Here is a 25,629-nt window from a genome sequence, read left to right on the forward strand (position 1 = left end):
AGTTTCATTAAACCTGCGGGCACTTGGTAACAAAAAAAGGCACAACAAGAGTTGGCTTGGTTGGTTCTTTTCATTGCAGGTCTTTTTGAAATCGCATGGGCGGTGGGGCTGAAGTATACGGAGGGGTTCACAAAGCTCGGGCCTTCCGCTGTCACGCTTATTTCCATGGTTATCAGCATCGTCTTGCTGGGTTACGCCCTAAAGACTCTCCCTCTAGGAACCGCCTACGCCATATGGACGGGTATCGGAACCGTGGGAACAGTTATTGTTGGGATGGCGCTGTTTGGGGAGTCTACGGATGTTCTTCGCATAGTTTGTATCCTCCTGATCCTCTGCGGTATAGTGGGACTGAAATTCCTGAGCCCGCATTAAGGTTACTCTCCAGCACGACCGGCCTCCTCAGTTCGCATTCGCTAGCTTAAGATAGGCCTCAAACCAATAGCTCACGACCTTTAACACCACACGGGATCCCTGCAGTGTTCGATCTGGTCTCGCTCTTAACGAGAGTGGCAAGGCGGACAGGCCAGAGCCTGCGCAGTGACTAATAAAATGTTTCTTCGGCTATGGCATTCCACCTTGCCCGGGATTATTTTATGCAAAATACTGGGGTAACCAACAGCAGTCGAAAAATGCGGTTTCCCGCAGCTGCTCGCGACTCTGGAGGGGCTCCTTGTATCCGCCGGACCTTTACAGCAAAGCCCGAACAATATCTCACCGGGCCCCTTGAAGATGCGTTACCTCTCCAACGAACCCCATCCCGACCCATAACTTCACGACGGACGGTCCGCCGCTGCTCGTTTTTATGGGCACGAGAGGAATAATAGAGGCATTGGGACAGAGGGGGATAAATTTTGTAGCCCCTCTTTTACAGCAGTGAGACGTTTCTTTGAAAGAAGAGTTTGGAGCGTGCGCGTAAACTCAACGAGGCCTCTTCAAAATCCCAGCAAGATTCTCTGTCAAATAATCCCAGACAACTTTGGTACGTGTTGGCAGGTAAGTTGTTGGTGGGCGCAGGATATACAAATGCATGGGATCACACGCTGCAAACCCCGCTATTTCAACAAGTTCACCAGAGGCCAGCTCTTTGTCGATGATCATTTGAGGCAGGAAGGCCAACCCGCGCCCTGCAATAGTTGCGGCTTTGAGCAAAGGACTGCTGTTGGCTTCAATAACCATTTTCGGCGCCACCCACCCCGTTTCCTCTTCGGTTTTCAGCTTCCATTGTCCAGTGGACTGGAGGCCCTTAAACATTAAGGCTCTATGCTGTTGAATATCGGATAGTTTTTGGGGCACCGGCATGAGCTGCAAATACTTTGGCGACGCACAGAGCACCCGTGGAACTTCTCCAATCTTCCGTTGCAGGGCGTTACTATCGGGCAGTCTATGAGCTATGCGTAAAATGATATCATAGTCACCGGAGAGTGGATCAACAAAATGGTCGGAGACTGTAAAGTCTAAGCTCAGATCCGGAAAACACTCTTGTATACCGCAAATGAGCTCCGCCGGTTTATCCGAAGCCAAAATCCTTGGAATATTTATAGTAATTTTTCCACGAAGTTGTCGGCTGTCCAGAGCAACAACATCGCGCAGAGAACCCAGTTCCTCCATTACCCGACCGGCAGAATTATAACACTCCTGCCCCGCCGCAGTGAGGTGGAGCTGTCTGGTTGAGCGGATCAAGAGAGAGGCATTCAAGTGGGTTTCAAGGCGCGTGACCTGCCGGGCAACCCACGCAGGCGTCATATTGAGGTCTCGAGCAGCAGCAGAAAAGCTCTGCTTATCAACCACAGTGCGGAAGATGCGAAGATATTCGGTAAGGTTCTCAGTGCTCATTATGTAACGATTAGTAAAAGGTCACCATGCAAATTGCAACATTATCATAGTTTTCATGATGCTGTAACGATGTTTGGCAAACAGTTACAGGAAGATAAAATGCAACACTCGTCCCTTTTCCAACCGTTCGAACTCGGATCTTTAACCCTTAAAAACCGCTGTGTTCTGGCCCCCATGACCCGCGTAAGTGCAAATGAGGAGGGAAGTGTTAGCGCGCAGATGCTACCCTATTATAAGTCTTTCGCACAAGGCGGGTTTGCCGCGCTGATCACCGAAGGTGTCTACACTGATAGAGCCTACAGCCAGTGCTATCGCTATCAGCCCGGACTGACCGATGGACTTCAAGCTGCAAGTTGGAAACCCCTGATTGAACAGGTACAAGATGCCGGAGCCGCTGTTATTATGCAGCTCATGCATGCGGGAGCACTTTCTCAATATAACCGCTTCAGTACCTTAACAGGTGGCCCCTCTTCCATCCGTCCAAAGGGCACACAGATGGAATTTTATCGTGGCCACGGCCTTTATGAACTGCCAAGCCAGATGAGCAGTGCAGACATCGAAACTGCAATTTCCGGCTTTGTGGAAGCGGCACAGCGTGCGGAGGAGACCGGAGTTTCCGGCGTGGAAATTCATGGAGCCAACGGATATCTTCTGGATCAGTTTCTTACCGATTATGCAAATCACAGAGAAGACCAGTATGGCGGAAGCGTAGGCAACCGAATTCGCCTCACCTGCGAGATACTTGGCCGCGTTCGTGAAAAGGTCTCGCCTGAATTTGTCGTGGGCGTGCGGATCTCCCAGAGCAAGGTGAATGACTTTGAGCATAAATGGGCGGGTGGAGAGGAAGATGCACGTGTTGTCTTTACGAGTTTGAAAGAGGCAGGTGCCAGCTATATCCATACAACCGAATTTGAAGCGGACAAACCCGCGTTTGGCACAGGCGCCTCCCTTGCACAGCTGGCGCGGCAGTTTTCCAACCTGCCAGTGATTGCAAACGGCGGACTTGGGAAACCCGACCGCGCTGCGGCCATGCTGGAGAGTTCTCAAGCAGATCTCATAGCACTGGGCAAACCCGCGCTGGCTTCCAATGCGTGGCCAAATCAGGTTCGTGCAAACGGGCCTTTGAAAGAGTTCAACTTTGAAATGTTCTCGCCACGGGCTGATCTGGAAAGTGAAAGCAAGTGGAAAGAGAAAGAAACCGCCCAATAACGCCAGCGTATAATCGGTAGTTTGTGGTCAAGATACCGGATCGGCGCTTCGCTTGTCCGGTATGACCCCAAGGAAGCCGCCTGCCAGTCCGCGCTTGGAACTCCCTCTTTATTTCACTTAAGGTGGAGAAATTTTCTCCACCTTAAGCTGTTGTTTTTGCGCATACCTTTATCCGAAATCCCGTATGCATGTCCCCCCCTATACGCTGTAGGCGATATTTTTCTCGCCCCATGTGGCTTGACTCTTTTAGGTCAATCGTCCTAATTCTATTTTTAGGACAATGGTCCTAGAGAATTTATCCCGAGGAATGACAATGGCTGCAGACTTATTTGAGAAATTTAACCTAGGTAATATTGAGTTATCCAACCGGATGGTTATGGCGCCCATGACGCGCAATCGTGCCAATGAAAATGGTGAAGTCACTGAGATGATGGTGACTTATTATCAGCAACGGGCAAGTGCTGGACTGATTATTGCCGAATCTTCACCCGTCTCCGCACAGGGCATTGGCTACCCGATGACCCCGAATATCTTTAGTGAACCTCAGGCTAAAAGCTGGAAGAAACTAACGGATGCGGTGCACGCGGAAGGCGGGCGCATTTTCATACAGCTGCAGCATTGCGGACGTATTTCTCACCCATCCATGCAAGCTGGCGGCGCCCTGCCCGTTGCCCCCTCGGCAATAAAGCCCAGCGGACAGGCTGTGACATATCAAGGAATGCAGGATTTTGTGGAGCCGCGCGCACTGGAAACCTCTGAAATTTCCCAGATTGTTGCTCAATTCAAGCAAGGTGCAATTCTGGCAAAACAGGCCGGGTTTGATGGTGTCGAAGTGCACGGCGCCAATGGATATATCATTGACCAGTTCTTGCGTGATGGCTCCAATCAGCGTGATGATGCTTATGGTGGCAATGTACAAAACCGCCTGCGTTTGCTGAGCGAAATCCTTGATGCGGTGTGTACCGTTTGGCCCGCAAAAAGTGTCGGCCTTCGTTTAACACCTGAAAACAGTTACAACGACATGCGCGATAGCGACCCTCAAACGCACTTTGAGTATTTCATTGAGCAGGTCAGCTCATTTGGACTGTGTTACCTGCACGTTTTGGAAGGCGACATGATGACAAAAACCAGCAGTGTCGATTATGGGGCGTTGAGGGGAAAGTTTTCCGGTCCCTATATCGCCAACAACGGTTATGATCTGGAAAAAGCGCAGAAGTCCTTGCAAGATCAAAATGCTGACCTGATCGCCTTTGGTCTGCCGTTTCTTGCAAACCCGGATCTGGTTCGCCGCTACAAAGACAAACTGCCTCTTAATGAAGTGGACCATTCCACATTTTATGGAGGCAACGAGCGGGGCTTTACCGACTATCCTTTCTATCATAGTGAAGAAGTCTAGTTTGATAAAAGTATAAATAACATGGCAAAGGGCGTCTTCTCATGAGTGCAAAGACAACACGAAACCGCATCATCGAAGCGGCTGACAAGCTGTTCTATGAGCAGGGCTTTGAAAAGACTTCCTTTGCTGACATTGCCGACACGGTGAAGATTTCCCGCGGGAACTTCTATTACCACTTCAAAACCAAGGACGACATTCTTTCGGCAGTTATACAGCAGCGTTTGTCCGATCGGCAAAACTGGCTGAAACAGTGGGAAGATCAGGTTGAAGATCCGGCAGAGCGAATCCTGTGCTTTGTCAAAATCCTTCTGCGCAACCGTGTGAACATCATGGCCTTCGGGTGTCCACTGGGCACACTGAGCGCGGAGCTGGCGAAGCTAGACCACGCCTCTCAGGATGAGTATCGGGAGATTTTTACCCTGTTTCGAGACTGGCTGAAGAAGCAGTTTTTCGACCTTGGACATGAAGCCGATGCCGACAGACTGGCAATGCACATCCTCTCTCATTCCCAAGGTGTGGCCACAATGGCAAACACCTTCAAGGACGAGAAATTTATAGAAGATGAAGTGGCCCAGATAACCCTCTGGCTGCAAACATATTCCCGCGATCCATTAACCCTATCAGACTAGGACCAAGCCCCTATGTTTATTGTACTCTTGAAATTTTCCGAGAATAAATCCCAAGCACCCCAGTTTATGCAGGCCCATAAAGACTGGATAAAGCAAGGCTTTGATGATCAGGTCTTTGTTATGGTTGGATCCTTAAAGCCCAATGCAGGGGGGGCTATTATTGCCCATGGCACCACTTTGGATGATCTCCAAAAAAGGGTAGATGCTGACCCATTCGTTATTGAACACATTGTTACAGCAGAAATTCTGGAAATTGACCCAGCACGCGCAGAAGAGCGCCTGAATTTCCTGCTTGCCTCTTAAAGGTAAGAGACATTTATAGCGATGCAAAAGGCAAGGCGAGACGTGGGACCCTACTGCATTGCGCCTCTCCGTCCTTATCACAGCCCTAAAGTAGTGAGGCGTTTTATTGAAACAGCTCACTGCTTTAACTTCGTATTTAGGCGCATATCTTTAATAGAAAACCGGCCCCCACTTTTCAGCGCACCATCATCTAAAAGTTGAATATTAAATAATACAACAATCAAAAATAGATAAACCGGACCAAATCTACGTTAATCATAAACTTTGTTTAATATAACAATAATAATATTCAATTCCATTGAGTTAGTACTAATATTATTGTAACCTTAAGAAATACTTCTTCTTAGAGAATGAAAGGTATTTCTTACAGCACTCTCACCTACAAAGTATTTGGAGCAACCAATGCAGAAAGTTCTGGTTTTAGGGGGAGACGGATTTTGTGGTTGGCCAACCTCCCTTTATTTATCTAGCTTGGGGTATGAGATTATAATTCTTGATAATCTCTCCCGAAGAAAAATAGATATTGATCTAGAGGTTTCTTCATTAACACCCATAACAAATGTAGGCGAAAGACTTTGTGTCTGGAAGGAGCTTACAGGGGCGACTATTCGGCATATCCCCATGACGCTGGGCAAAGAGTTTAACCGGCTCGTTTCTTTGTTATCCGATGAGCAGCCAGAAGCTATTATTCACTTTGCCGAACAAAGAGCGGCTCCCTATTCCATGAAGTCCGCGCGGCATCGCAGATACACCGTTAATAATAACCTAAATGCAACGCACGATCTTCTTGCGGCGATTGTGGAAAGTAAAACGGACCCACATCTTCTGCATTTGGGTACTATGGGGGTCTATGGCTACAATACAACTGGCATCAAAATTCCGGAAGGGTATCTGGATATTCAAGTGGGAGGAGAACACAAGGAAATCCTCTACCCATGCAGTCCTGGGTCAATCTATCATATGACGAAAACTCAGGATCAGCTCCTATTTCTTTTTTATAATAAGAATGATCTCGTTCGTATAACCGACCTGCACCAAGGCATCGTTTGGGGGACACAAACGCCGCAAACACAGTTGGATGAACGCCTCATAAACAGATTTGACTATGACGGGGACTATGGCACCGTTCTGAACCGTTTCCTGATGCAGGCCGCCATTGAGTACCCGTTGACGGTGTACGGAACAGGTGGTCAGACGCGCGCCTTTATTCATATTCAAGATACATGCAGGTGCATTCAACTGGCCCTTGAAAACGCCCCGCAAAAGGGAGAGCGGGTAAATATCTTGAACCAGATGACGGAAACACACCGTATTCGTGATTTGGCCAAGATGATCTCTGCAAAAACCGGAGCAGAGATTTCTTATCTAGAGAACCCTAGAAAGGAAGCAGCCGAAAATGACCTTTTGGTTGCCAATGACCGGCTATTGAAAATGGGGCTCGAGCCAAAAACACTTAGCAACTTCCTGCTGAATGAAGTGACTGAAGTGGCAATGAAATATACAGACAGGTGTGACCGCTCAAAAATACCCTGCGCTTCTAAGTGGTAAAGCCTTCATGATAATCGCCTAATATTGCCAGATCTACCTCCGTTAAAAGGCAGCTGCATCATGCGAATTTTGATTGTGACAGACACCTATTCCACCCAAATCAACGGGGTAGCAAGGGTTCTGTCGCAAACCGAGAAAGAGCTAATAAAACAGGGGCATACATTAGATATTCTGGACGTTAAGGATTGCGTGACAGTTCCTTTCCCACCTTACCCGGAGATCAAAGTCGCAGTATTTCCCAGAGGCCAAGTGAAGCGTAGAGTTGAGGCTTTTCAACCAGACTCCATTCATATTCTAACAGAGGGCACACTCGGTTGGTCGGCACGGGCTTACTGCATGCGCAATAATATCGCTTTTACCAGCTCATTTCTTTCAAAGTTCGCTGAGTACCTCTCCTTAAATTACAAAGTTCCTCATAGTTGGCTACACTTATTATTTAAGCGTTTTCATAGGGCCGCTGCACATACAATGGTTACAACCGAGGGAATGAGGCAAGAGGCGTACGAGTTCGGTATTGAGCACGTTCGCCTATGGCGCCGTGGCGTAGACTTTTCTCAATTCAGATCAGTGGAAGCAAATCTATTTTCAGACCATCAAGGGCCAATAATGCTTTATGTAGGCCGTCTTTCCTTTGAAAAAAATATTGAGGCGTTTCTTTCCCTACAAGCTTCAGGAACAAAAGTTATTGTCGGGGACGGCCCCCGTCGTAAGTACTTAGAGCAAAAGTTTCCTGATGCTGTGTTTTGCGGTGTGCGCGAAGGGGAGAATCTGGTTCAGTGTTATAACAGCGCTGATGTTTTTGTTTTCCCCTCTCTCACAGATACCTTTGGTCTGGTCAATCTGGAGGCCTTGGCCTGCGGGCTTCCTGTGGCAGCCTTTCCAGTAACAGGCCCCAAAGATATAATAGGAAATGCCCCTGTAGGAGCACTGGACAAGGATCTGGGAAAAGCAATTACAGAGGCTTTACGCATGAAGCCGGAGGACTGTATCAAGCATGCCAGTCAATACTCCTGGCAAGCGGCAGCAGAAGATTTCATCTCCAACTTGGTACCTGTTACTGCCAAACACTCGTAAGCCGGAATTTTAAAATCAGTACTACTCTGCACACTACTGGCCGAAAGTCGAACGCAAAAAAGTTATTGCAAGAAAGGCCAGCCTTTGAAAAAGGCTGGCCTTCCTCTCATTCACTTTACCAAATAAACACTACTCGGCAGCCTTGATACCTGCTTTCGAGCTAGCCTCTTTCTCCTGAGTTGCAAGAGTGTGGACGTTAGTGTCTTCAACAAACACGTTGCCATAGTACGCGTCTACCAGAAGTTGCTTAATCTCGCTGATCAGAGGGAAGCGCGGGTTGGCGCCTGTGCACTGATCATCAAAGGCTTCTTCTGCCACTTCATCCAATCTAGCCATAAACTCGGCCTCAGGAATACCCAGCTCCTTGAGAGAGGAAGGAATGTCCAGCGCACGCTTAACCTCTTCAATCCAGGCAATCAGTTTTTCGACCCGAGCACCTTCACTGTCAGAGGCGTTTGTGAGCTTTAAATGATCCGCAATTTCAGCATAACGGAATCTGGAATGCGGGCGGTCATACTGGGAAAAAGCAGTCTGCTTGGTTGGGTTGTTATTAGCGTTATAGCGAATAACATTGGCAATCAGCATTGCGTTGGCAAGACCATGCGGGATGTGATAGGCCGCACCGATCTTATGGGCAATTGAGTGACAAACCCCTAGGAAAGCATTGGCAAAGGCAATACCGGCAACAGTTGCCGCGTTGTGAACCTTTTCCCGAGCATGCGGCGCATCCCTGCCTTTTTCATAGGCTTCGACAAGATTTTCCTTCAAAATCTTAAGCGCCTGAAGGGATTGCCCCTCGGAATACTCGTTGGCAATGACAGAGACGTAACTTTCCAGAGAGTGTACAACCGCATCCAATCCGCCATAGGCAGTCAGGGATTTTGGAAGATCCATAACCAGATTGGCATCCACAATCGCCATATTGGGTGTGAGTTCGTAATCGGCAATAGGATACTTCATGCCGGTCTTGTCATCGGTCACCACTGCAAACGGTGTCACTTCCGATCCGGTTCCTGAGGTGGTTGGAATGGCAACCATCTTTGCCTTGATACCCAGTTTCGGGAAGGTATAGATCCTCTTGCGGATATCAAGAAAGCGCAGGGCAAGGTCGGCAAAGTCCACTTCAGGGTGTTCATACATCACCCACATGATCTTCGCCGCATCCATTGGAGAGCCGCCGCCCAATGCCACGATTACATCGGGATTAAAGGCATTACACAGTTCAACGCCTTTGCGGACAATAGACAAGGTCGGATCCGCTTCAACTTCAAAGAAAACCTCGGTTTCCATGCCAAGATCGTTCAAAAGAGAGACGGTCTCATCCGTATAGCCATTCTTGAACAGGAAGTTATCTGTCACAATCAAAGCCCGCTTTTTGCCCTTCAAGTCTTCAAGGGCCATAGGCAGGCAACCGCGGCGGAAGTAGATGGATTCGGGTAGTTTATGCCACAGCATGTTCTCGGCCCTCTTGGCCACTGTTTTCTTATTGATTAAGTGCTGAGGTCCCACATTCTCGGAAATAGAATTCCCGCCCCATGAGCCACAGCCCAGTGTCAAAGAAGGCGCAAGAGAGAAGTTATAGAAATCGCCCATTCCGCCATGAGATGCCGGAGAGTTTATCAAGATACGCGCCGTTTTCATGACCTGACCGAATTCACGGATACGGTCCTGACAGCGGTCCTGATCGGTGTAGTACACGGAAGTGTGGCCAATACCGCCAAATGTGACCAGCTCTTCGGCTTTGGCAAACGCGGCCCGGTAATCTTTTTCCCGATACATGGCCAAGGTTGGAGAGAGTTTTTCATGGGCAAACGGCTCTTTCTCGTTCACCTCACTCACTTCGCAAATAAGAACCTTAGTATCTGCGGGAACGACAACACCGGCCATTTCGGCAATTTTCGCAGCGGGCTGGCCAACAATCGCCGCATTAACACCCCCGTTCTTGAGCAGGATGTCTTTAACCGCCTTAACTTCCTTGCCCTTGAGAATATGGGCTTTGTGCGTGGCAAAGCGAGCCTTCACCGCTTCATAGACCTCATCAACAACGACAACAGATTGCTCGGAGGCACAAATAACGCCATTGTCAAATGTCTTGGACATGAGAACAGAAGCCACCATGCGCTTGATATCGGCATGTTCATCAACCACAACAGGTGTGTTGCCAGCCCCCACACCGATCGCAGGTTTACCGGAGGAATAAGCCGCTTTCACCATACCCGGACCACCGGTGGCCAGTATCAGGTTAATGTCATCGTGGGTCATCAAGGCATGGGACAATTCCACCGTCGGCACATCAATCCAGCCGATGATATCTTTGGGAGCACCCGCCTTGATGGCCGCTTCCAGAACTATGCGGGCTGCCTCATTGGTGGAGTGCTTGGCTCTTGGGTGCGGGCTGAAGATAATACCGTTACGGGTCTTCAGCGAGATCAAAGACTTGAAAATGGCTGTTGAGGTGGGGTTGGTTGTGGGAATAATTCCACAAATCAGGCCTGTCGGCTCGGCTATGGTAATGGTGCCGAAAGTATTATCTTCAGAGAGAATACCGCAGGTCTTTTCGTCCTTGTATTTGTTATAGATGTACTCTGAGGCGAATTGGTTCTTGATCACCTTGTCTTCCATGATGCCCATGCCGCTTTCCTCAGCGGCCATACGTGCAAGGGGAATGCGGGCATCGGCGGCAGCGAGCGCTGCGGCACGAAAGATCTTGTCTACCTGTTCCTGAGTGTAGTTTGCGAAAACCTTTTGTGCGGCGCGTACCCGCGCGACAAGGGCATCCAATTCCTTATTATTTGTTACAGGCATACCTATCTCCATACGGATTTGCTGAATTGGAGAGGTCTGTTTTTAAAGAGAGGGTGCACAACTGACCCCCTCTCTAAAAAAGGGAGGATACAAAGCTCTCCAATGAACTAAGCCTACGAAATGTAATGCGCTTATCTTATGATAAAGATCAAAAAGCGTCTAATATATGAGTTTAAAACTGGCAATTTCCTGCGGCGGGTTACACTCCTTGAAGGATCTATATAAAAACCCGAAGTGACTGAATTATGAACGTATAGCAACACTTCGATACACCGGGAAATTTGAAGGGTGGTGCTTTGTGCCTGCTTCTGCCCTAGAACGGGCAGGAACTGGAAAAACTTTGCCAAGCGCCGCCGTCGGGGTGGTAGAACTCAAGCGTATGGGCGTGTAGCTGCAGGCGCTGCGAAAAGTTCAAGGCCTCACCATCCGCATAAAATCTATCCCCAACGATAGGGTGCCCGAGCTCCAGCATATGAACTCTCAACTGATGGGATCTACCGGTCACCGGCATCAGCTTCACCAGTGTCGTGTGCTCTTCCCTCTGGATGATCTGCCAATTGGTTTGTGCCGAGCGCCCCAGCTCATGATCAACCATCTGTTTGGGCCGGTTGGGCCAATCGCACCGAAGTGGCAAATCCACCTGCCCTTCGTCTTCACAGATCTGCCCCCAGACACGGGCCAAATACGTTTTTTTGGTTTTCCGCCGCTCGAATTGCAGACCAAGGTGACGATGGGCACTCCGGTTCATGGCCATCACCATCACACCGGAAGTATCCATGTCCAGCCGGTGCACAGTAGTTGCACTTGGAAACACCCCCTGTGCTCGCGTTTCCAGACAATCGCGGTGCTCCAAGGCCTTGCCCGGAACGCTTAACAGGCCAGAAGGTTTGGAGAGCAACAAAATGTCATCATCTTGATGGAGTATCTCAAGGTGCGGCTCGGTAGGCGGGGCGTATATAAAAGGTGAAGTCGTGCTGCTCATGGGAGGTCTTATAGGGTAGAATTATTGCCAGTCAACGATAACCCCATCCTTGCACCGTTCTTTTACGGTGCAGCGCAACATGAAAAACCGCGACCATTGGATAAGCAAAAGCTCTTTATTATCTTCAAGCTATTTCTTTACAGCCTAGAAGGCGCACATTAGATTCCAAATGGAAAGTAAAGCCTTCTCACCCGCATCGCGCGAGCACGAGAATGCTAGGGAATACGTAGTAGAGACTCCCGTCAGCACAGCTGACAAGCAAAGAAGGGATTGACCATGAGCGTTGCAAAACTCGCTGAAGGCATGAAAGCAAAAGTTGAATCCAGTGATTTTGAAGGCAAAATCAAGTTCGACTGTGGTGATGATGGCGTAATCGTTATCAACAACAACACTCTTACCACAGAAGATCAGGACGCAGACTGCACAATCGGCGTTTCTCTGGAAGATCTGGAAGCAATCGCTGCTGGTGATCTGGACCCAACAGCTGCATTCATGCAGGGCAAGTTCGAAATCGATGGCGACATGAGCCTTGCCATGAAGCTGGGTCAGGTTCTTTAAGACCCCTTCTGCTTAAAAAAGCACTGAAATTTCAATCGCGCATTCTAAATCAGGATGCGCGATTTATTTTTTTAAACGGATTGCATATTCATCAGTTTATACTGGAAGTATTGATGCGAGGCTCCAGCAGTGTGTCCAGCACTTCGGCCCATTCATTCACAAACTGGTCCAGTTCCTGCTCACTTCTAAACATGGCATCATGTGTAACCAAACCACACAACATGCTGCGTGAGGCAATTACCATCATTCGGGCAACCGAAGGGCCGTAGCGACTTTCGGGGAAAAGAGCCAGAATATAGTCCTCGGCTTTTTCAATATACTCAGTCACAACCGGCTGCAGTCTGCTTCTCAAACTGTCATCAGTGCGTGCCCCAACCATGATTTCCAGCATGGCGAGGAACTCCGGAGAGCGCATCTGATTCGTCCACCATTCTTTTGTCAGGTCAGAGATTCGGACATTTTCCTGCCCCACCTCCTCTGCCCACTCCAAAGTCAGGCGAACAGATTTTGTGAGAATCTTTTGCATAACAAAGACCATAAGATCTTCTTTGCTGGGAAAATGATGCTGCATTGCACCTTGAGAAAAAGCACTCGCCTGAGCAATTTTCTTAATGGATGTACGGTGATAGCCATACTCATACAAGCAAGAGATAGCCGAGAGTACGATGTCCCGACGCATGCGATCACTCTTTTGTTGTTGGTGTGATCGCCCCTCTTTTTCCGGCTCAAATCCAGTCAAAACCATTTTCCTTCACATTATGGCTTGTAAAAAAACCATATGTATGTATTTTTTTCAAGTGCTACGGCTTTGTGCGTAGCAGCATACGGAGGAGAAATAGGCATGTACCGGGAGAGACGCAGCTTAACTATGGCAGTTGGGGAGCTGCCAATGGGTAAGACAATCATCATTGCGGACCAGCATCCTGCTTTCGCACAGGCTCTTGCTTCAACCTATCTTAATGAAGGTTTGGCGAAACAAGTTTTCACGACCAACAGTTTTCAGGATCTGGAATCCTACGTAGTCACATACCCAAACTCCATTATTCTTGTAAATCCCGCAGTGGAAGGGGCTCCGGGCCTCACAACAGCCATTGCCCTAAGGGAAATTGCCCAAATTTACAAGCTCATTATCTTGTCGGATCAGGATAATGCCGGACTTGGGGAATACTTCGTGGCTCACGGCGCGACAGCCGCAATTTCCAAGACTGCCGACTTCGGCGTCTTTACAGAGATTTTGCGTCTTCACCAGCCCGGTATTGTGCATCCGCGTAAGAAAGAAGGCGAAGAAACGCCATTCTCACTTGAGTTTTACGAGGGGCTTGCAAGCCTTACCAGACGGCAAGCAACTATCCTTTCCTATCTTAAGCAAGGAAAGCTCAACAAGCAGATCGCCCATGACCTTGGCATCTCCGAGGCAACTGTGAAACATCACGTTTCTGCGCTTTTGAGCACTCTGGGCTTTTACTCCCGCAGTCAACTTGTGGCGATGATCAACGCCTTGGGTATCGACGTGGACTATAGACCGGGATCCCGCTCAAAAATTAATCAACGGCGTGCAAAGTCCAACGTTCAGATGCACTCCTCATCTGTAGGCTCTGACCATATGAGCAGTCTAGCAGCCGTTTAAACAGTGGCTTCTCCCAAGCCTCATTAACCCCGCCGACTTACTATTCCTATAGTTTCGGCGGGGTAACCTCTAATATTTTTTTAAGTAATATCCCCCCAATAACATTCCAAAATTTTAGGAGAGAATTCTCCCACCTAGTATAACTCTGGATTGTTTCTACACATAATATTCAACTATTTTCTTGAGAGCCCCAAGAACCTTTTGCGTTTGAGGTATTCTATGATTTACCCAGTAGAGACTCTCATAGGTTTGAATGACCCGATTTTCATCGGAAAAAGACCTCAGGGATCCACCTTGATACCCGCAAGACTGCTTGTTGCAACAAATACCTTGATAACGGCAGGCAACGTTCCCGAGCTGGGCTTTGAAACCGACTTTCAAGAAAAGTCCGGTGCCTTTGTTCTATCCTTGCAATATGACGGGGCGCAGTCTTTACAAAACACGCTCTCCAATAATTTAAGTCGAGGGAAGTTTCTCAGTGAGAACAAGTCCTTCTTTGATGGAACGCACGCCGTCCAGATCAACCTCCAGGCACTTGGCCCTTCTGTGTGTCTGTTTGATATGATTCCCACACTGCCCTCACCCATCCTTTTGCGCCTTGCAAGTGGCGTGGACCAGCTTAATTTTCTACGTGATCAGGTGCCTTTTTTGAACCGAATGAGCGGTGTTATTATCGAACCCACAAGCGAGGGGGATTTGGAGCTCATTAAAAACGAGGCCCAGAAAATCATCCGTGGGCACATGTATCCGGCAGCCTTTCAAACAGGCTACCAACCGCAAGACAAGCGCCAGAGAATACAGCCGCTGGTATTTTTAAATCGAACGCTCATTGATGATGAGGAAATTACCGTTACCGCCGCCCCAAAGGTCGGATAGGAAGCTCTCTTCTTTGGGGGCCACCCGTTGACTTATACCAACCGGCATCCTTGCTAGCCTATTGTTATGTTTGGATCCCGTCTCATTGGCCGGAATGTGTGGCTATGTCTGGTAAACGCTGTAGTCTGGATACCGGACAAGCGAAGCACCGTTCCGGTATCCAGACCACAAACTATCGATGACACTTTATGATTACTGGTATTAAAGGCAAGGCAGTCAATTTTTCTGACAGAGTTCGCAGATACCCTGAACTTCAATCACGACCTGTCTGGACTTGAAACCTTTTTTCTCCTCCCATCGTTTCAATGAGTTCCCCAGTTCCTCTTCAGAGAATTCCTGAACGGCCCCGCAGCTCTCACAGATAGCAAAACTCGTAATGGACCGGTCGCAGCCCCCCTGCTGGGCGCAGGCCACAAAGGCATTGATACTCTCAATCTTATGCACCGCCCCCAACTCGACCAACTTACCCAAGGCACGATAGACTTGAAGCGGTGCACGCAGTCCTTCGGAGCGAAGTCCATCGAGAATGTCGTAGGCACTCATGGGGGTACCGGCATGGGACAAGCTGTCAAAAACCATCTTCTGATTTCGAGTGAGCTTTGAAAGATCTGTTACCATTGTGACACCTACTTTACCTTTCGATCTTCTTTCTAGAAGTAACCGTGAAGGCAACTAAAAACAAAACCAGAGCAGCCACAACGACCGATGGACCTGATGGACTGTCAAACTTCATTGACCCCCATAGCCCCCCAAGTACACTCAGGGCTCCTACAATACTTGCATAAACGGCCATACGTTCGGGCGTTGATGCGAAGCACCTTGCAGTCGTAGCCGGTATGATCAGCAAAGCTGTGATGAGCAGGATGCCAATCAAATTCATAGCAATTGCAATAGTACAAGCCATGAGAAGTGTCATGATAACTTGGCTGCGAGCTGGATCCAGCCCTTCGGAGGCTGCAAGTTCCTCGCTCACGGTGCTTGCCAGAAGCGCTCTCCAAATCCATAAAAGGATACCGAGAACCACCGCCCCTCCACCATAAATAACTGCTATGTCCACCCTTGAGACCGATAGAATGTCTCCGAACATGAACCCCATCAAGTCTATTCTGAGCCCGCTCATCAGGCCAATCAGGACCACCCCTAGAGCAAGACTGGAGTGAGATAGTATCCCAAGAAGGGCATCTGTTGAAATGGTATGGCGTTTTTGAAGCGCAAGCAGGGCAAAGCTTACCATAAGCGATACCCCCAAAACACCCAGTGTCAGATTTAATTTGAACATATAGGAAAGGGCCACACCCAAGAGAGCTGAATGCGCCATGGTATCACCCAGATAAGACATGCGCCGCCAAACAACAAAACAGCCCAGCGGTCCGCTCACCACTGCCAGTCCCAAACCTGCAACCAGCGCTCTAACAAAGAAATCATCAAGCATATCAGTTCGTACCCACGCGCTTTTCAGGTGGCGTCGTACACTCACATGCAGGGCCATCTGCCGTTTTGATCTCACCGTCAGGTAGATGCGTATGATCATGATGATGTTGATAGTAAGCAACGGGCGGTGTAACACGCCCGAAAAGCTCCTGATACTGTGAAGATGCTGCGACCAGCTGCGGTGTTCCTGTGCAACACACATGACCGTTCAAACAGATCACCGTATCTGTTTGGGCCATGACCATATGTAAATCATGCGAAATAAGCAGAACGCCACAATTCAAATCATCGCGGATTTTGAGAATGAGATTATAAAGCTCAACTTCGCCCGAATAGTCTACGCCCTGAATTGGCTCGTCCATAACCAGCAAGTCGGGGCGCCTTAGAAGTGCTCTTGCAATCAATGCCCGCTGGAACTCTCCTCCCGAGAGCCCCTGAACCCTTGCGTTTTGAAGATGGGGAATGCCAACGGCCTCAAGGGCAGACGATATTTCTGCTTTTGAGGGACGTGTGGTGAGTGACATAAGCCGATTAACCGAAAGTGGCATGGTCCAGTCGATGGTCAGCTTTTGTGGAACGTATCCTACTCGTAATGAGGAGTTACGCCGCACAGAGCCTTCATCAGGCTTCAAAACACCCAAAGCAGTTTTTGCTGTTGTGCTCTTACCCGCGCCATTGGGGCCAATCAGCGTGAGGATCTCTCCCCGACTAACCGTCAGATCAACGTTGCGGATAAGCCATCGTCCCTGCCGGAACACGCCGACAGAATTCATTTCAATGAGGCTCAATGCCTACGACCTCGTTCTCGCGAAAATACAGTTTGAGGGAATGTTATAATATAACACTCCCTCAAATACCAACTGACTTTACCGTTTTCTTTATGGTTAGTGAAGACGGCTGTATTCCCGGTCGGACTTTGGAGACCTACCCTTCCTCATAAATGCTATCCACGAGAGCCTTATGATTGGAAATGACGGTTTTACGTTTCACCTTCATTGTGGCGGTGAGTTCACCCCCTTCAATTGACAGGCCTTCCGGAAGCACTTTGAAGCGGCGAATATGCTCCACTCTGGCATGACGCTTATTCACTTCATCAATGACCGACTGCAGGTAATTATTCAGAACAATGGATTGTAGGGCTCCTTGAACACTCAAGCCCTCTTTCTCGGCAAAAACTTCCAAGGATTCTGGATCAAGGGAGATAAGCGCACTTAGATACTTGCGATCATCCCCCACAATGATTGCGTGTTCGATCATCGGCGCAGAGATCAAGTCTCCTTCAATCATAGCGGGAGAAATGTTCTTTCCGCCCGATGTCACGATAATATCCTTCTTGCGGCCAGTGATGAACAAATAGCCATCATCATCTATACGGCCAAGATCACCCGTATAGAACCAACCCCCAATCATGCATTCGTTGGTCGCTTTTTGGTTATTACCATAACCAGAAAACAGACCACCACCACGAATGAGAACCTCTCCATCAGGCGCAATCTTGATCTCAAAGCCGGGTATGGGCTTGCCAACCGAACCAAGCTTTGTCTCGCTAGGGGAATTAAAGCTCGCACTGCCGCAGGTCTCGGAAAGCCCATAGCCTTCCAGAATGATGATATCCAGACCACTGAAGAACCTGAGAGCTTCAAGCGGCATCGCAGCTGCTCCACTCAAAAAGTCTGTAGTTTGGTCGAAACCCATCGCCTCTTTGATCTTGCTCAGCACAAGCTTGTTCGCAATGCGCTTTTTAAATCTGAGAAGCGGCGAAATAGGCTGTTTTGCCAGAAGCTTTTCATTATAGGTGCGTGCTGTTGCCATGGACCAATGAGCAAGCGTTGCCTTAATTCCGGTAGTCTCCCTTAGCTTGGCTTCCAGCTTTTCCTTCATTTTCTCATAAACGCGCGGAACACCCCCGAAAAACGTTGGCCGTACGCTTTGGATATGGTTTGCCAGCGTCTCAAAATCGTGAACGTAGTAGACTGGGTATCCCCTGTTGGCCGGCAGAATAATTGTGCCGAGTTTTTCAACGATATGCGCAAGGGGCAGATAAGAAATGTATCGTTCATCCGGCGACAGTTCCCGCCGCTCCGTTAGCCCGTCGGCTTCTGCCTGAAGCGACCGATGGGATAAAAGCACAACCTTTGGCGCTCCTGTCGTGCCCGATGTGTAAATTTTGGTGGCAATATCTTCGCCATCTAGAGCTTTCACACGCTTTTGGCGCTCGATTTCCAGTTCGGGTTTCCCAGTCCCCAGTTCCAGAAATTTGCTCCATGCAAGATAGGTGTCTCCCTGACACTCCTCATCCAGAACAACAACGTTCTGCAGCTCTTCAAAACGATCCAGACTCTCGGAGAGTTCCGCAAGCTGATCCCGCTTTTCAATGAGTAAAACACGACTTTTAGAATCGGCTAGGACGAATTCAATTTCCTCGGGGGAAGACGTCCAGTATATTCCGGTGGTTGCAGCGCCAATCATCATAATGGCGAAGTCCATAATAGCCCACTCAGGCCTATTATAGCTCAATATACTAACCGTATCCCCTTTCTTGACTCCCAGTTCAATGAGGGACCGTGCAACATTCTCCACTTGCTGCAGATAGGTTTCCCAATTAGTAGGAATCCATTTCCCCGGCGCCTCTTCATAATAGGCAGGCTTATCCGCGCGATCCTTAGCTGTTTTTAAGAACCGTTGGATGATGGTTTCCTTCTGACTTTGAAAAATACCCATATCTTGTTGCATCGCTAACTCGTTCATTTTAGCTTTACGCCCTCCCAAGCATAAAATCCTGAATCCATCTTCGAGTTCCTATTGGTTTCCAGATATTTTCAAGGCTTTGATATAAATTCCTTAATCACCAATTTAAGCACTGACCGAAAAGATAAGCAAATTTAAGTTATCTAACTGCTACGGCTCAAGTTTCGTCTATGAAACTAGATAATATTACATACATTGACCAGTACTTTTTCAAGTTTTCACATTGCACCGCAACATAGACATGCTTTTAAATTCTTCAAACTGCGGGAAATTAACTTTAAGCTTAAAATTAATAGCACTAATCGCATTCCCTGTACTTCGACGAAAAACTGGCCTTAAAAAACGGATTCGAGCCACTGCGACACAATCACATTCTGTGCCCATAAGGTTTTAACGGGCTATATCTATTTGACTAATCTGATTAATTTAGGCCTGCCTATTATTCATGCATGCGGCACGGGGAGTAGCAAAACCTCTTTTTCTTTGGTAGCCTTGCACACCAACACTCTGGTGTACCCGACTAATCCATACTACCCATTTGAATTAAGAAAAGTTATCTATGGCTCCCCGCATTATTTCTCGCCGTCTCACGATTCCCGATCCTATAAGAGTTGAACGGGCCAGACGTTTGCCTGAACTGGGGCCAAAGATTCTATTTTTCAGTGGCGGAACAGCACTCAATGATATTTCTAGGTGCCTGAAAAACTACAGCCATAACACCTGTCACCTTATCACGCCGTTTGACAGTGGAGGCAGCTCTGCTGCTTTGCGAAAAGCTTTCAATATGCCTGCTATTGGCGACTTGCGCAGCAGGCTCATAGCCCTTGCGGATGAGACCGCAACAGGCCACCCTGAAATTGCCCGTCTGTTTTCCCACCGGCTTGCAAAAGACAAAACCCATGAACAGTTGAAATGTACATTGGAAAAGCTGGTTTCCGGACAAGGCAGGCTTTTGGAGGCCGTTCACGAGCCCATGCGCGGCCTGATCCGGACCCAGCTTGAAGTTTTCCTAAAGGCCATGCCGCTCGACTTTGACTTGCGCGGTGCAAGTATTGGCAATCTCATTCTGGCCGGTGGTTACCTGAACAACTCCCAAAACCTCGACCCGATTATCTTTCTGTTTTCAAAACTCATAAACACTCTGGGAGTTGTGACCGCTATAACAGATAGTAACTGCCACCTCGCCGCAATGCTGGAAGATGGGACCCAGATCATCGGTCAACACCGCATGACGGGTAAGGAAGTTCCGGCGCTGCAAAGCAGAATCACGGAGACCTTCGCAGTCCGCTCACTCGATGATGACACACCAGTTCCCATCAACATCGCTCACAAAATGTCACTGTTCATTCATGATGCTGACCTGATCTGCTATCCACCTGGTTCCTTCCATAGCAGCTTGATGGCCAATCTGCTGCCATCTGGCGTTGGCCGGGCTATTACGCAAAACCCCAACCCCAAAGTTTACATTCCAAACCTCGGAAATGATCCGGAACAGTTCGGCATGACGCCTACACAGTCTGTCATGGCCCTATTGGAACGGCTCAACAGAGACTTGGACCAACCATGCGAGACAAGCAATCTCCTGAACTACATTATTACGGATGCCGGTAATGCAGGTGACTTCGATAAGGGTTTTCTCAAAGAGCATTCAATTGAGCTCATATCCTCGGACCTACTGGGCAGAAGGTGCCTGCCCTATTATGATCCCAAGAAACTTGTAGAACTTCTCTTGTCCCTTACCTAAATGTCCTATCTCCCATTTGGCACGCATTTACATTGTGCGTGCTAGCTTTCAAGTAATATTGAATAATTGGAAACACGCAAGGCGGGGCCTTCAACTTGACGTAGAGGAATATAGGCACTAACATTTTTGTAAATGACTGCAACCACCATTAAAATAGCAGATCATGAAGAAGCCACAGTTCCCTAGTGCCTTTACTATTCTATTTTCTCTCATCATCGCTGCGGTGATCGCGACTTGGATCATTCCCGCAGGGAAATACGAGCGGGTGATGGATGAGACACTCGGGCGCGCTCTTCCTATTCCTGGCAGTTACCATCTGATTGAACCGGAGCCGCAAGGGGTCGTGCAGATCTTCCTCGCTCCCATCTCCGGCTTTTATGACCCGGTCTCCCGTGATGCAAATGCGGTAGATGTCTCTGTATTTGTACTGATTATCGGTGGCTTCCTTATGGTGGTTACACAGACCGGAGCGTTAGACGCCGGTATCTCACGCATAATGAAAGCACTAAGGGGCCGCGAGTTCCTTATGGTGCCCATCCTGATGTTGTTTTTTGCGGCAGGGGGAACCATCTACGGAATGGCGGAGGAAACACTTGCTTTCTACGCCATCATAATTCCCGTGGTGCGCCGCGCAGGGTATGACAGCCTAACGGGTGTTGCCGTCATCATGTTGGGAGCTGGCATAGGTTGCCTCGGCTCCACAGTTAATCCCTTTGCAACAGTTATTGCCTCCAACGCCGCAGGCATTCCATTTACCGATGGTTTGATACTCCGTCTGATTATACTGGCTGCCGGATGGCTGATTTGTACCTTGTGGGTTATGCGTTACGCCGCACAGGTCAGGAAGGACCTATCCTCTCCCCTGACTGCGAACATCAAGGACACAGAAGATAAGGGTCTGCTGCAAGAAAACAGAGAGCAAACAGATATTCCGTTCACTCGCCTGCATGCCCTGGTGCTGTTTATTTTTGTCAGCTCATTTGCCATTCTCGTTTATGGTGTTTCAATTCTTGGATGGTGGATGGCGCATATGTCGGCCCTGTTTCTCGCCTCTGCCATTCTTGTGGGTCTGGTTACGAGAATGGGTGAAGCCCAATTCATAGACAGCTTCATAAAGGGTGCTCAAGACCTTCTCTCGGTCGCCCTGATTATTGCAGTCGCCCGCGGTATTACGGTGGTTATGGACAATGGGGCCATTACAGATACAATCCTGCACTGGTCTGAATCGGCGCTTAAAGGGCTTGGAGATATAGCCTTCATCAATGTGCTGTTCTGGCTTGAGATTTTGCTGTCTTTTCTGGTACCCTCCACATCAGGACTTGCAGTCCTTTCAATGCCGATTATGGCCCCACTTGCTTCATTTACCGGCATCACTGCAGACTTAGTGGTTACAGCTTACCAGTCGGCCAGCGGCTTGGTGAACCTTGTCACGCCCACTTCAGCCGTCGTTATGGGTGGTTTGGCTTTTGGCCGTGTTCCCTACGACAGATGGGTTCGCTTTGTCGCTCCCCTGCTGGTCATTTTGTTTATTCTGATCACGATCGCCCTTAGCATCAGCGTTTAGCCAAGTGATTTCAATACTTAACAAAGTAAAACACAAAAGCCTTTAAGCTCCTAAATCAAAGAAGAAGAACCGGAGATACCCAATGGCGGAATATGGTGTTCATTCAGAAATCGGAAGGCTGCGAGAAGTCATGGTCTGTCGCCCCGGTCTGGCACACACCCGCCTCACCCCTGGCAATTGTCAGGACTTTCTCTTCGACGACGTCCTTTGGGTCCGTGAAGCGCAAAAGCACCACTATGATTTTCGCCTGCGCCTTGAGGAGCGCGGTGTCAAAGTATTTGAAATGCATGATCTTCTTCGTGAAACTCTGGAAGATAGAATGGCCCGCAAGTGGATTCTTGACCGGCGCATTACAGAAACCCGGGTTGGCTCGGGCATGGCAAAAGACCTGCGTAGCTGGCTCAACGAACAATCTCCCCGTTTTCTCGCGGATCACTTAATTGGCGGCCTTGCCCGCGGTGAGTTGGAGTTCGAGCCCCAAGGCGTCTTCGGAAGTTATCTTGAACCGGATGATTTTGTCCTGAACCCCCTCCCCAACACCCTATTTACACGTGATACATCCTGCTGGATTTATAGCGGCGTTGTTGTCAATCCAATGTACTGGCCTGCACGGAAAAACGAAACGCTTCTTGTCACGGCGATCTATAAGTTCCACCCCCGCTTCCGGCACAAAGTTCACATCTGGTGGGGTAATCCGGATGTTGATTTTCACGAGAGCACGCTGGAAGGCGGGGATGTAATGCCCATTGGCGGCGGAGCTGTTCTCGTTGGCATGGGAGAGCGCACAACGCCCCAAGCGATTGGGCAGCTGTCGCGGGCTTTATTCCGAAGTCGTGCAGCCTCGCGTGTCATCGCCTGTCAGATGCCTCGTTCCCGCTCTGCAATGCATCTGGATACGGTGTTCACATTGCTCGATTACGACAAAGCTACTGCCTATAAAAGCGTTTGCGACCAGATCATTTGTTACTCGGTACGTCCCTCCGATATACACGGGAAAGTCGATTACCGCAAAGAGCGCTGGCATTTGTTCGACGTTGTTGCAGACTGCCTTTCCATAGACAAACTCCATGTTTTTACCACTGGCGGCGATGCCTATGACCGGCAGCGGGAGCAGTGGGATGATGGCAACAATCTTGTTTGCATCGATCCCGGTGTTGTCATCGGCTACCGACGCAACACCTACACAAACTCCAAACTACAGCAGGCCGGAATCGAGGTTATTCAAATTGATGGCTCGGAGCTTGGCCGCGGTCGTGGCGGCAGCCACTGCATGACCTGCCCGATTATCCGTGATCCCATAGATCTCTAGCAAATGACCCATTCGAACACAGTGGAGACATCAAAATGGCTTTCAACCTGAAAGGACGCAGTTACCTGAAAATAGATGACTTTTCCCAAAAGGAACTGCTCTTCCTGCTCGATCTTGCTAAAGACCTCAAACATGCGAAATATTCAGGATCGGAAACCCCGCGGCTCCTACGCAAGAACATCTGTCTCATTTTTGAAAAAACGTCCACCCGTACCCGCTGCGCTTTCGAAGTTGCCGCCTATGACCAAGGGGCCAATATCACCTATCTTGATCCGGCGGGCTCACAAATCGGCCACAAGGAATCCATGAAAGATACTGCCCGCGTTCTTGGCCGCATGTTCGATGCAATTGAATTCAGAGGAGCCGAGCAAGCCGATGTTGATACGCTTGCGTTATATGCCGGAGTTCCTGTCTACAACGGACTGACAGATGACTGGCATCCGACGCAAATGCTGGCGGATATGCTCACAATGAACGAGAATTGCAGCAAGCATCACTCGCAAATATCCTATGCCTATCTGGGAGATGCCAGCCATAATATGGGCCACTCCCTCTTGCTTCTGGGGGCAATTATGGGCTGTGATGTGCGCATCGTGTCTCCCAATAATCTGCAGCCCTCACAAGAGATTGTAGGTTTTGCGCAGGAGGTCGCTGCCCGTTATGGTGCCCGCATTACCCTGACTGAAGACGCGAAGGAAGGAACAAAGGGCGTCGATTTCATACACACCGACGTATGGGTTTCCATGGGCGAGCCAGATAGCGTCTGGGAGGAGCGGATCAAGGCTTTGCTTCCCTATCAGGTAAACAGAGAACTGCTGGAGGGCACTGGCAACCCCAACACCTACTTCATGCACTGCCTGCCAGCTTTCCATAACCGCGAAACCAAAGTTGGTGAGCAGATTTTCCAAAAGTTCGGATTGAATGAATTGGAAGTCACCGACGAGGTTTTTGAATCCGATAGGAATATCGCTTTCGAGCAAGCAGAGAACCGTCTTCACACAATCAAAGCTATTATGGTTGCAACCATTGGAGCATAAAAAATGCGTATTGTTGTTGCTCTTGGTGGCAATGCCCTGCTGCGCAGAGGCGAGGCACTCACGGCGGAAAACCAACGTAAAAATGCCCGCATTGCCGCAAAGGCCCTCGCCCCCCTAAGCCTTGAGAATGAACTGGTAATTACACACGGCAACGGCCCACAAGTTGGCATGTTGGCCCTTCAGGGGGCATCCTTCACTGACATTGAGCCCTACCCCCTTGATATTTTAGGGGCAGAGACCGTGGGGATGATTGGCTATATGATTGAGCAGGAACTGGTAAATTTATTGCCAAAAGATAAGCCTGTGGCCACCATTCTCACGCAAGTGGAGGTAGACCCCGATGATCCGGCTTTTGACAACCCGACAAAATTTATCGGACCTGTTTACACAAAAGTCGAAGCCGAGAAACTTGCCAAGAAAAAAGACTGGCATATACGTCCCGACGGAGATTTATGGAGACGTGTTGTCCCCTCTCCCGATCCCCAGCATATTTTCGAGTTACGCCCTATAAAATGGATGATTGAGCGCGGTGCTGTTGTGATTGCAGCAGGTGGCGGCGGCATTCCCACTCTCTACAACAAAAAGGGAAAGTTGAAGGGTGCAGACTGTGTCATCGATAAAGACCTGTGCTCGTGTTTACTGGCTCAGGAGATTGAGGCGGACGTTCTCATTATGGCCACTGATGCAAACGCTGTCTTTCTGGAATGGGGGAGTCCGAGCCAGAAAGCCATTCAGGCCATCCACCCCGATGCTTTGGAACTCCATCATTTTGCAGTGGGGTCTATGGGCCCAAAGGTCAAAGCCGCAATTAACTTTGCCCGCCATATAGACGGAAACTCGGTAATTTGTAGCTTGCACGATATTCCCTTGGCTTTGGAAGGGCAAAAGGGGACGACCGTTTCCGTTCATGTTGACACCGCAAAATTCTATAGCGCCCATAAAGCCCCATAAAAGAA

General features: G+C 49.0%; 23 protein-coding genes. 15 read left to right on the forward strand and 8 right to left on the reverse strand.

Translation table 11 applies throughout. The features are described from left to right. Positions 1-51: 51 nt before the first annotated feature. Positions 52-372 (forward strand): quaternary ammonium compound efflux SMR transporter SugE, encoded by a 321-nt coding sequence (gene sugE, locus P6574_RS16670; protein WP_310621382.1) that lies wholly within the window; start codon positions 52-54, stop codon positions 370-372. Positions 373-918: 546 nt separating this feature from the next. Here the strand turns inward: sugE and P6574_RS16675 are convergent. After that, positions 919-1,833, reverse strand: a complete 915-nt coding sequence (locus P6574_RS16675) for a LysR family transcriptional regulator (protein ID WP_310621383.1) — start codon at positions 1,831-1,833, stop codon at positions 919-921. Positions 1,834-1,932: 99 nt separating this feature from the next. Here P6574_RS16675 and P6574_RS16680 point away from each other — a divergent pair, with 99 nt between their 5' ends. The 6 genes from P6574_RS16680 to P6574_RS16705 all read left to right on the forward strand — a co-directional run bounded on the left by P6574_RS16680 (position 1,933) and on the right by P6574_RS16705 (position 7,992). Further along, a complete protein-coding gene (locus tag P6574_RS16680) occupies positions 1,933-3,042 on the forward strand; it encodes an NADH:flavin oxidoreductase (RefSeq protein ID WP_310621384.1) in 1,110 nt (369 codons plus the stop codon). A 313-nt stretch (positions 3,043-3,355) separates the two neighbouring features. Further along, positions 3,356-4,438, forward strand: coding sequence for an alkene reductase (locus P6574_RS16685; RefSeq protein WP_310621385.1), 1,083 nt, complete (start codon positions 3,356-3,358; stop codon positions 4,436-4,438). 41 nt (positions 4,439-4,479) lie between these two features. Beyond that, on the forward strand, positions 4,480-5,067 hold the full coding sequence (locus P6574_RS16690) for a TetR/AcrR family transcriptional regulator (protein ID WP_310621386.1): 588 nt from the start codon (positions 4,480-4,482) through the stop codon (positions 5,065-5,067). Positions 5,068-5,079: 12 nt separating this feature from the next. Beyond that, the gene (locus tag P6574_RS16695; RefSeq protein ID WP_310621387.1) at positions 5,080-5,370 is read left to right on the forward strand and encodes a YciI family protein; all 291 of its coding nucleotides are present in this window, start codon (positions 5,080-5,082) and stop codon (positions 5,368-5,370) included. A 402-nt stretch (positions 5,371-5,772) separates the two neighbouring features. Further along, positions 5,773-6,918 carry an NAD-dependent epimerase/dehydratase family protein gene (locus tag P6574_RS16700; RefSeq protein ID WP_310621388.1) on the forward strand — a complete coding sequence of 382 codons (1,146 nt, stop codon included), beginning with the start codon at positions 5,773-5,775 and terminating at the stop codon, positions 6,916-6,918. 60 nt (positions 6,919-6,978) lie between these two features. Beyond that, a complete protein-coding gene (locus P6574_RS16705) occupies positions 6,979-7,992 on the forward strand; it encodes a glycosyltransferase family 4 protein (protein WP_310621389.1) in 1,014 nt (337 codons plus the stop codon). A gap of 129 nt (positions 7,993-8,121) precedes the next feature. Here P6574_RS16705 and adhE read toward each other — a convergent pair whose 3' ends face one another. Together adhE and P6574_RS16715 are read right to left on the reverse strand one after the other, a co-directional pair. After that, positions 8,122-10,797 (reverse strand): bifunctional acetaldehyde-CoA/alcohol dehydrogenase, encoded by a 2,676-nt coding sequence (gene adhE, locus P6574_RS16710; protein ID WP_310621390.1) that lies wholly within the window; start codon positions 10,795-10,797, stop codon positions 8,122-8,124. Positions 10,798-11,110: 313 nt separating this feature from the next. Beyond that, on the reverse strand, positions 11,111-11,779 hold the full coding sequence (locus tag P6574_RS16715) for a pseudouridine synthase (RefSeq protein ID WP_310621391.1): 669 nt from the start codon (positions 11,777-11,779) through the stop codon (positions 11,111-11,113). A gap of 276 nt (positions 11,780-12,055) precedes the next feature. Here P6574_RS16715 and P6574_RS16720 point away from each other — a divergent pair, with 276 nt between their 5' ends. Continuing rightward, positions 12,056-12,337: an SCP2 sterol-binding domain-containing protein gene (locus P6574_RS16720; RefSeq protein ID WP_310621392.1), complete on the forward strand. Its 282-nt coding sequence runs from the start codon at positions 12,056-12,058 to the stop codon at positions 12,335-12,337. Between the two features lie 91 nt (positions 12,338-12,428). On the opposite strand, the gene P6574_RS16725 is transcribed toward P6574_RS16720, so the two are convergent. Continuing rightward, complete coding sequence (locus P6574_RS16725) at positions 12,429-13,076, reverse strand: TetR/AcrR family transcriptional regulator (protein ID WP_310621393.1); 648 nt, start codon at positions 13,074-13,076, stop codon at positions 12,429-12,431. A 102-nt stretch (positions 13,077-13,178) separates the two neighbouring features. On the opposite strand from P6574_RS16725, the gene P6574_RS16730 reads away from it, so the two are divergent. After that, on the forward strand, positions 13,179-13,964 hold the full coding sequence (locus tag P6574_RS16730) for a response regulator transcription factor (RefSeq protein WP_310621394.1): 786 nt from the start codon (positions 13,179-13,181) through the stop codon (positions 13,962-13,964). 219 nt (positions 13,965-14,183) lie between these two features. After that, positions 14,184-14,840: a hypothetical protein gene (locus tag P6574_RS16735; protein ID WP_310621395.1), complete on the forward strand. Its 657-nt coding sequence runs from the start codon at positions 14,184-14,186 to the stop codon at positions 14,838-14,840. Positions 14,841-15,056: 216 nt separating this feature from the next. Here P6574_RS16735 and P6574_RS16740 read toward each other — a convergent pair whose 3' ends face one another. The 4 genes from P6574_RS16740 to P6574_RS16755 all read right to left on the reverse strand — a co-directional run bounded on the left by P6574_RS16740 (position 15,057) and on the right by P6574_RS16755 (position 19,019). Further along, positions 15,057-15,458: a Fur family transcriptional regulator gene (locus P6574_RS16740; RefSeq protein ID WP_310621396.1), complete on the reverse strand. Its 402-nt coding sequence runs from the start codon at positions 15,456-15,458 to the stop codon at positions 15,057-15,059. A gap of 13 nt (positions 15,459-15,471) precedes the next feature. Beyond that, positions 15,472-16,272 (reverse strand): metal ABC transporter permease, encoded by an 801-nt coding sequence (locus tag P6574_RS16745; RefSeq protein ID WP_310621397.1) that lies wholly within the window; start codon positions 16,270-16,272, stop codon positions 15,472-15,474. Position 16,273: 1 nt separating this feature from the next. Further along, positions 16,274-17,044 carry a metal ABC transporter ATP-binding protein gene (locus tag P6574_RS16750; RefSeq protein WP_310621398.1) on the reverse strand — a complete coding sequence of 257 codons (771 nt, stop codon included), beginning with the start codon at positions 17,042-17,044 and terminating at the stop codon, positions 16,274-16,276. Between the two features lie 151 nt (positions 17,045-17,195). Continuing rightward, a complete protein-coding gene (locus P6574_RS16755; RefSeq protein ID WP_310621399.1) occupies positions 17,196-19,019 on the reverse strand; it encodes an AMP-dependent synthetase/ligase in 1,824 nt (607 codons plus the stop codon). A 559-nt stretch (positions 19,020-19,578) separates the two neighbouring features. Here P6574_RS16755 and P6574_RS16760 point away from each other — a divergent pair. The 5 genes from P6574_RS16760 (at position 19,579) to arcC (ending at position 25,624) form a co-directional block, all read left to right on the forward strand. Then, positions 19,579-20,763, forward strand: a complete 1,185-nt coding sequence (locus tag P6574_RS16760; RefSeq protein WP_310621400.1) for a GAK system CofD-like protein — start codon at positions 19,579-19,581, stop codon at positions 20,761-20,763. A gap of 163 nt (positions 20,764-20,926) precedes the next feature. Next, positions 20,927-22,327, forward strand: a complete 1,401-nt coding sequence (locus tag P6574_RS16765) for a YfcC family protein (protein ID WP_310621401.1) — start codon at positions 20,927-20,929, stop codon at positions 22,325-22,327. Between the two features lie 82 nt (positions 22,328-22,409). Continuing rightward, the gene (locus P6574_RS16770; RefSeq protein WP_310621402.1) at positions 22,410-23,636 is read left to right on the forward strand and encodes an arginine deiminase; all 1,227 of its coding nucleotides are present in this window, start codon (positions 22,410-22,412) and stop codon (positions 23,634-23,636) included. A 35-nt stretch (positions 23,637-23,671) separates the two neighbouring features. Then, a complete protein-coding gene (gene argF / locus P6574_RS16775; RefSeq protein ID WP_310621403.1) occupies positions 23,672-24,673 on the forward strand; it encodes an ornithine carbamoyltransferase in 1,002 nt (333 codons plus the stop codon). A 3-nt stretch (positions 24,674-24,676) separates the two neighbouring features. Next, positions 24,677-25,624 carry a carbamate kinase gene (arcC, locus tag P6574_RS16780; RefSeq protein ID WP_310621404.1) on the forward strand — a complete coding sequence of 316 codons (948 nt, stop codon included), beginning with the start codon at positions 24,677-24,679 and terminating at the stop codon, positions 25,622-25,624. The last annotated feature ends 5 nt before the right edge of the window (positions 25,625-25,629 follow it).

This window comes from Pseudovibrio sp. M1P-2-3, from assembly GCF_031501865.1.
In the GTDB taxonomy this organism is placed as follows: Bacteria; Pseudomonadota; Alphaproteobacteria; order Rhizobiales; family Stappiaceae; genus Pseudovibrio; species Pseudovibrio corallicola.

Coding starts and splice junctions, on each gene's coding strand:
- P6574_RS16720 (WP_310621392.1), top strand. CDS start 12,056: ATGAGCGTTGCAAAACTCGCTGAAGGCATGAAAGCAAAAGTTGAATCC.
- P6574_RS16765 (WP_310621401.1), top strand. CDS start 20,927: ATGAAGAAGCCACAGTTCCCTAGTGCCTTTACTATTCTATTTTCTCTC.
- argF (WP_310621403.1), top strand. CDS start 23,672: ATGGCTTTCAACCTGAAAGGACGCAGTTACCTGAAAATAGATGACTTT.
- P6574_RS16730 (WP_310621394.1), top strand. CDS start 13,179: ATGTACCGGGAGAGACGCAGCTTAACTATGGCAGTTGGGGAGCTGCCA.
- P6574_RS16700 (WP_310621388.1), top strand. CDS start 5,773: ATGCAGAAAGTTCTGGTTTTAGGGGGAGACGGATTTTGTGGTTGGCCA.
- P6574_RS16675 (WP_310621383.1), bottom strand. CDS start 1,833: ATGAGCACTGAGAACCTTACCGAATATCTTCGCATCTTCCGCACTGTG.
- P6574_RS16685 (WP_310621385.1), top strand. CDS start 3,356: ATGGCTGCAGACTTATTTGAGAAATTTAACCTAGGTAATATTGAGTTA.
- P6574_RS16755 (WP_310621399.1), bottom strand. CDS start 19,019: ATGAACGAGTTAGCGATGCAACAAGATATGGGTATTTTTCAAAGTCAG.
- P6574_RS16770 (WP_310621402.1), top strand. CDS start 22,410: ATGGCGGAATATGGTGTTCATTCAGAAATCGGAAGGCTGCGAGAAGTC.
- adhE (WP_310621390.1), bottom strand. CDS start 10,797: ATGCCTGTAACAAATAATAAGGAATTGGATGCCCTTGTCGCGCGGGTA.
- P6574_RS16690 (WP_310621386.1), top strand. CDS start 4,480: ATGAGTGCAAAGACAACACGAAACCGCATCATCGAAGCGGCTGACAAG.
- P6574_RS16745 (WP_310621397.1), bottom strand. CDS start 16,272: ATGCTTGATGATTTCTTTGTTAGAGCGCTGGTTGCAGGTTTGGGACTG.
- P6574_RS16740 (WP_310621396.1), bottom strand. CDS start 15,458: ATGGTAACAGATCTTTCAAAGCTCACTCGAAATCAGAAGATGGTTTTT.
- P6574_RS16695 (WP_310621387.1), top strand. CDS start 5,080: ATGTTTATTGTACTCTTGAAATTTTCCGAGAATAAATCCCAAGCACCC.
- P6574_RS16735 (WP_310621395.1), top strand. CDS start 14,184: ATGATTTACCCAGTAGAGACTCTCATAGGTTTGAATGACCCGATTTTC.
- arcC (WP_310621404.1), top strand. CDS start 24,677: ATGCGTATTGTTGTTGCTCTTGGTGGCAATGCCCTGCTGCGCAGAGGC.
- P6574_RS16715 (WP_310621391.1), bottom strand. CDS start 11,779: ATGAGCAGCACGACTTCACCTTTTATATACGCCCCGCCTACCGAGCCG.
- P6574_RS16760 (WP_310621400.1), top strand. CDS start 19,579: ATGGCTCCCCGCATTATTTCTCGCCGTCTCACGATTCCCGATCCTATA.
- P6574_RS16680 (WP_310621384.1), top strand. CDS start 1,933: ATGCAACACTCGTCCCTTTTCCAACCGTTCGAACTCGGATCTTTAACC.
- P6574_RS16750 (WP_310621398.1), bottom strand. CDS start 17,044: ATGAATTCTGTCGGCGTGTTCCGGCAGGGACGATGGCTTATCCGCAAC.
- P6574_RS16705 (WP_310621389.1), top strand. CDS start 6,979: ATGCGAATTTTGATTGTGACAGACACCTATTCCACCCAAATCAACGGG.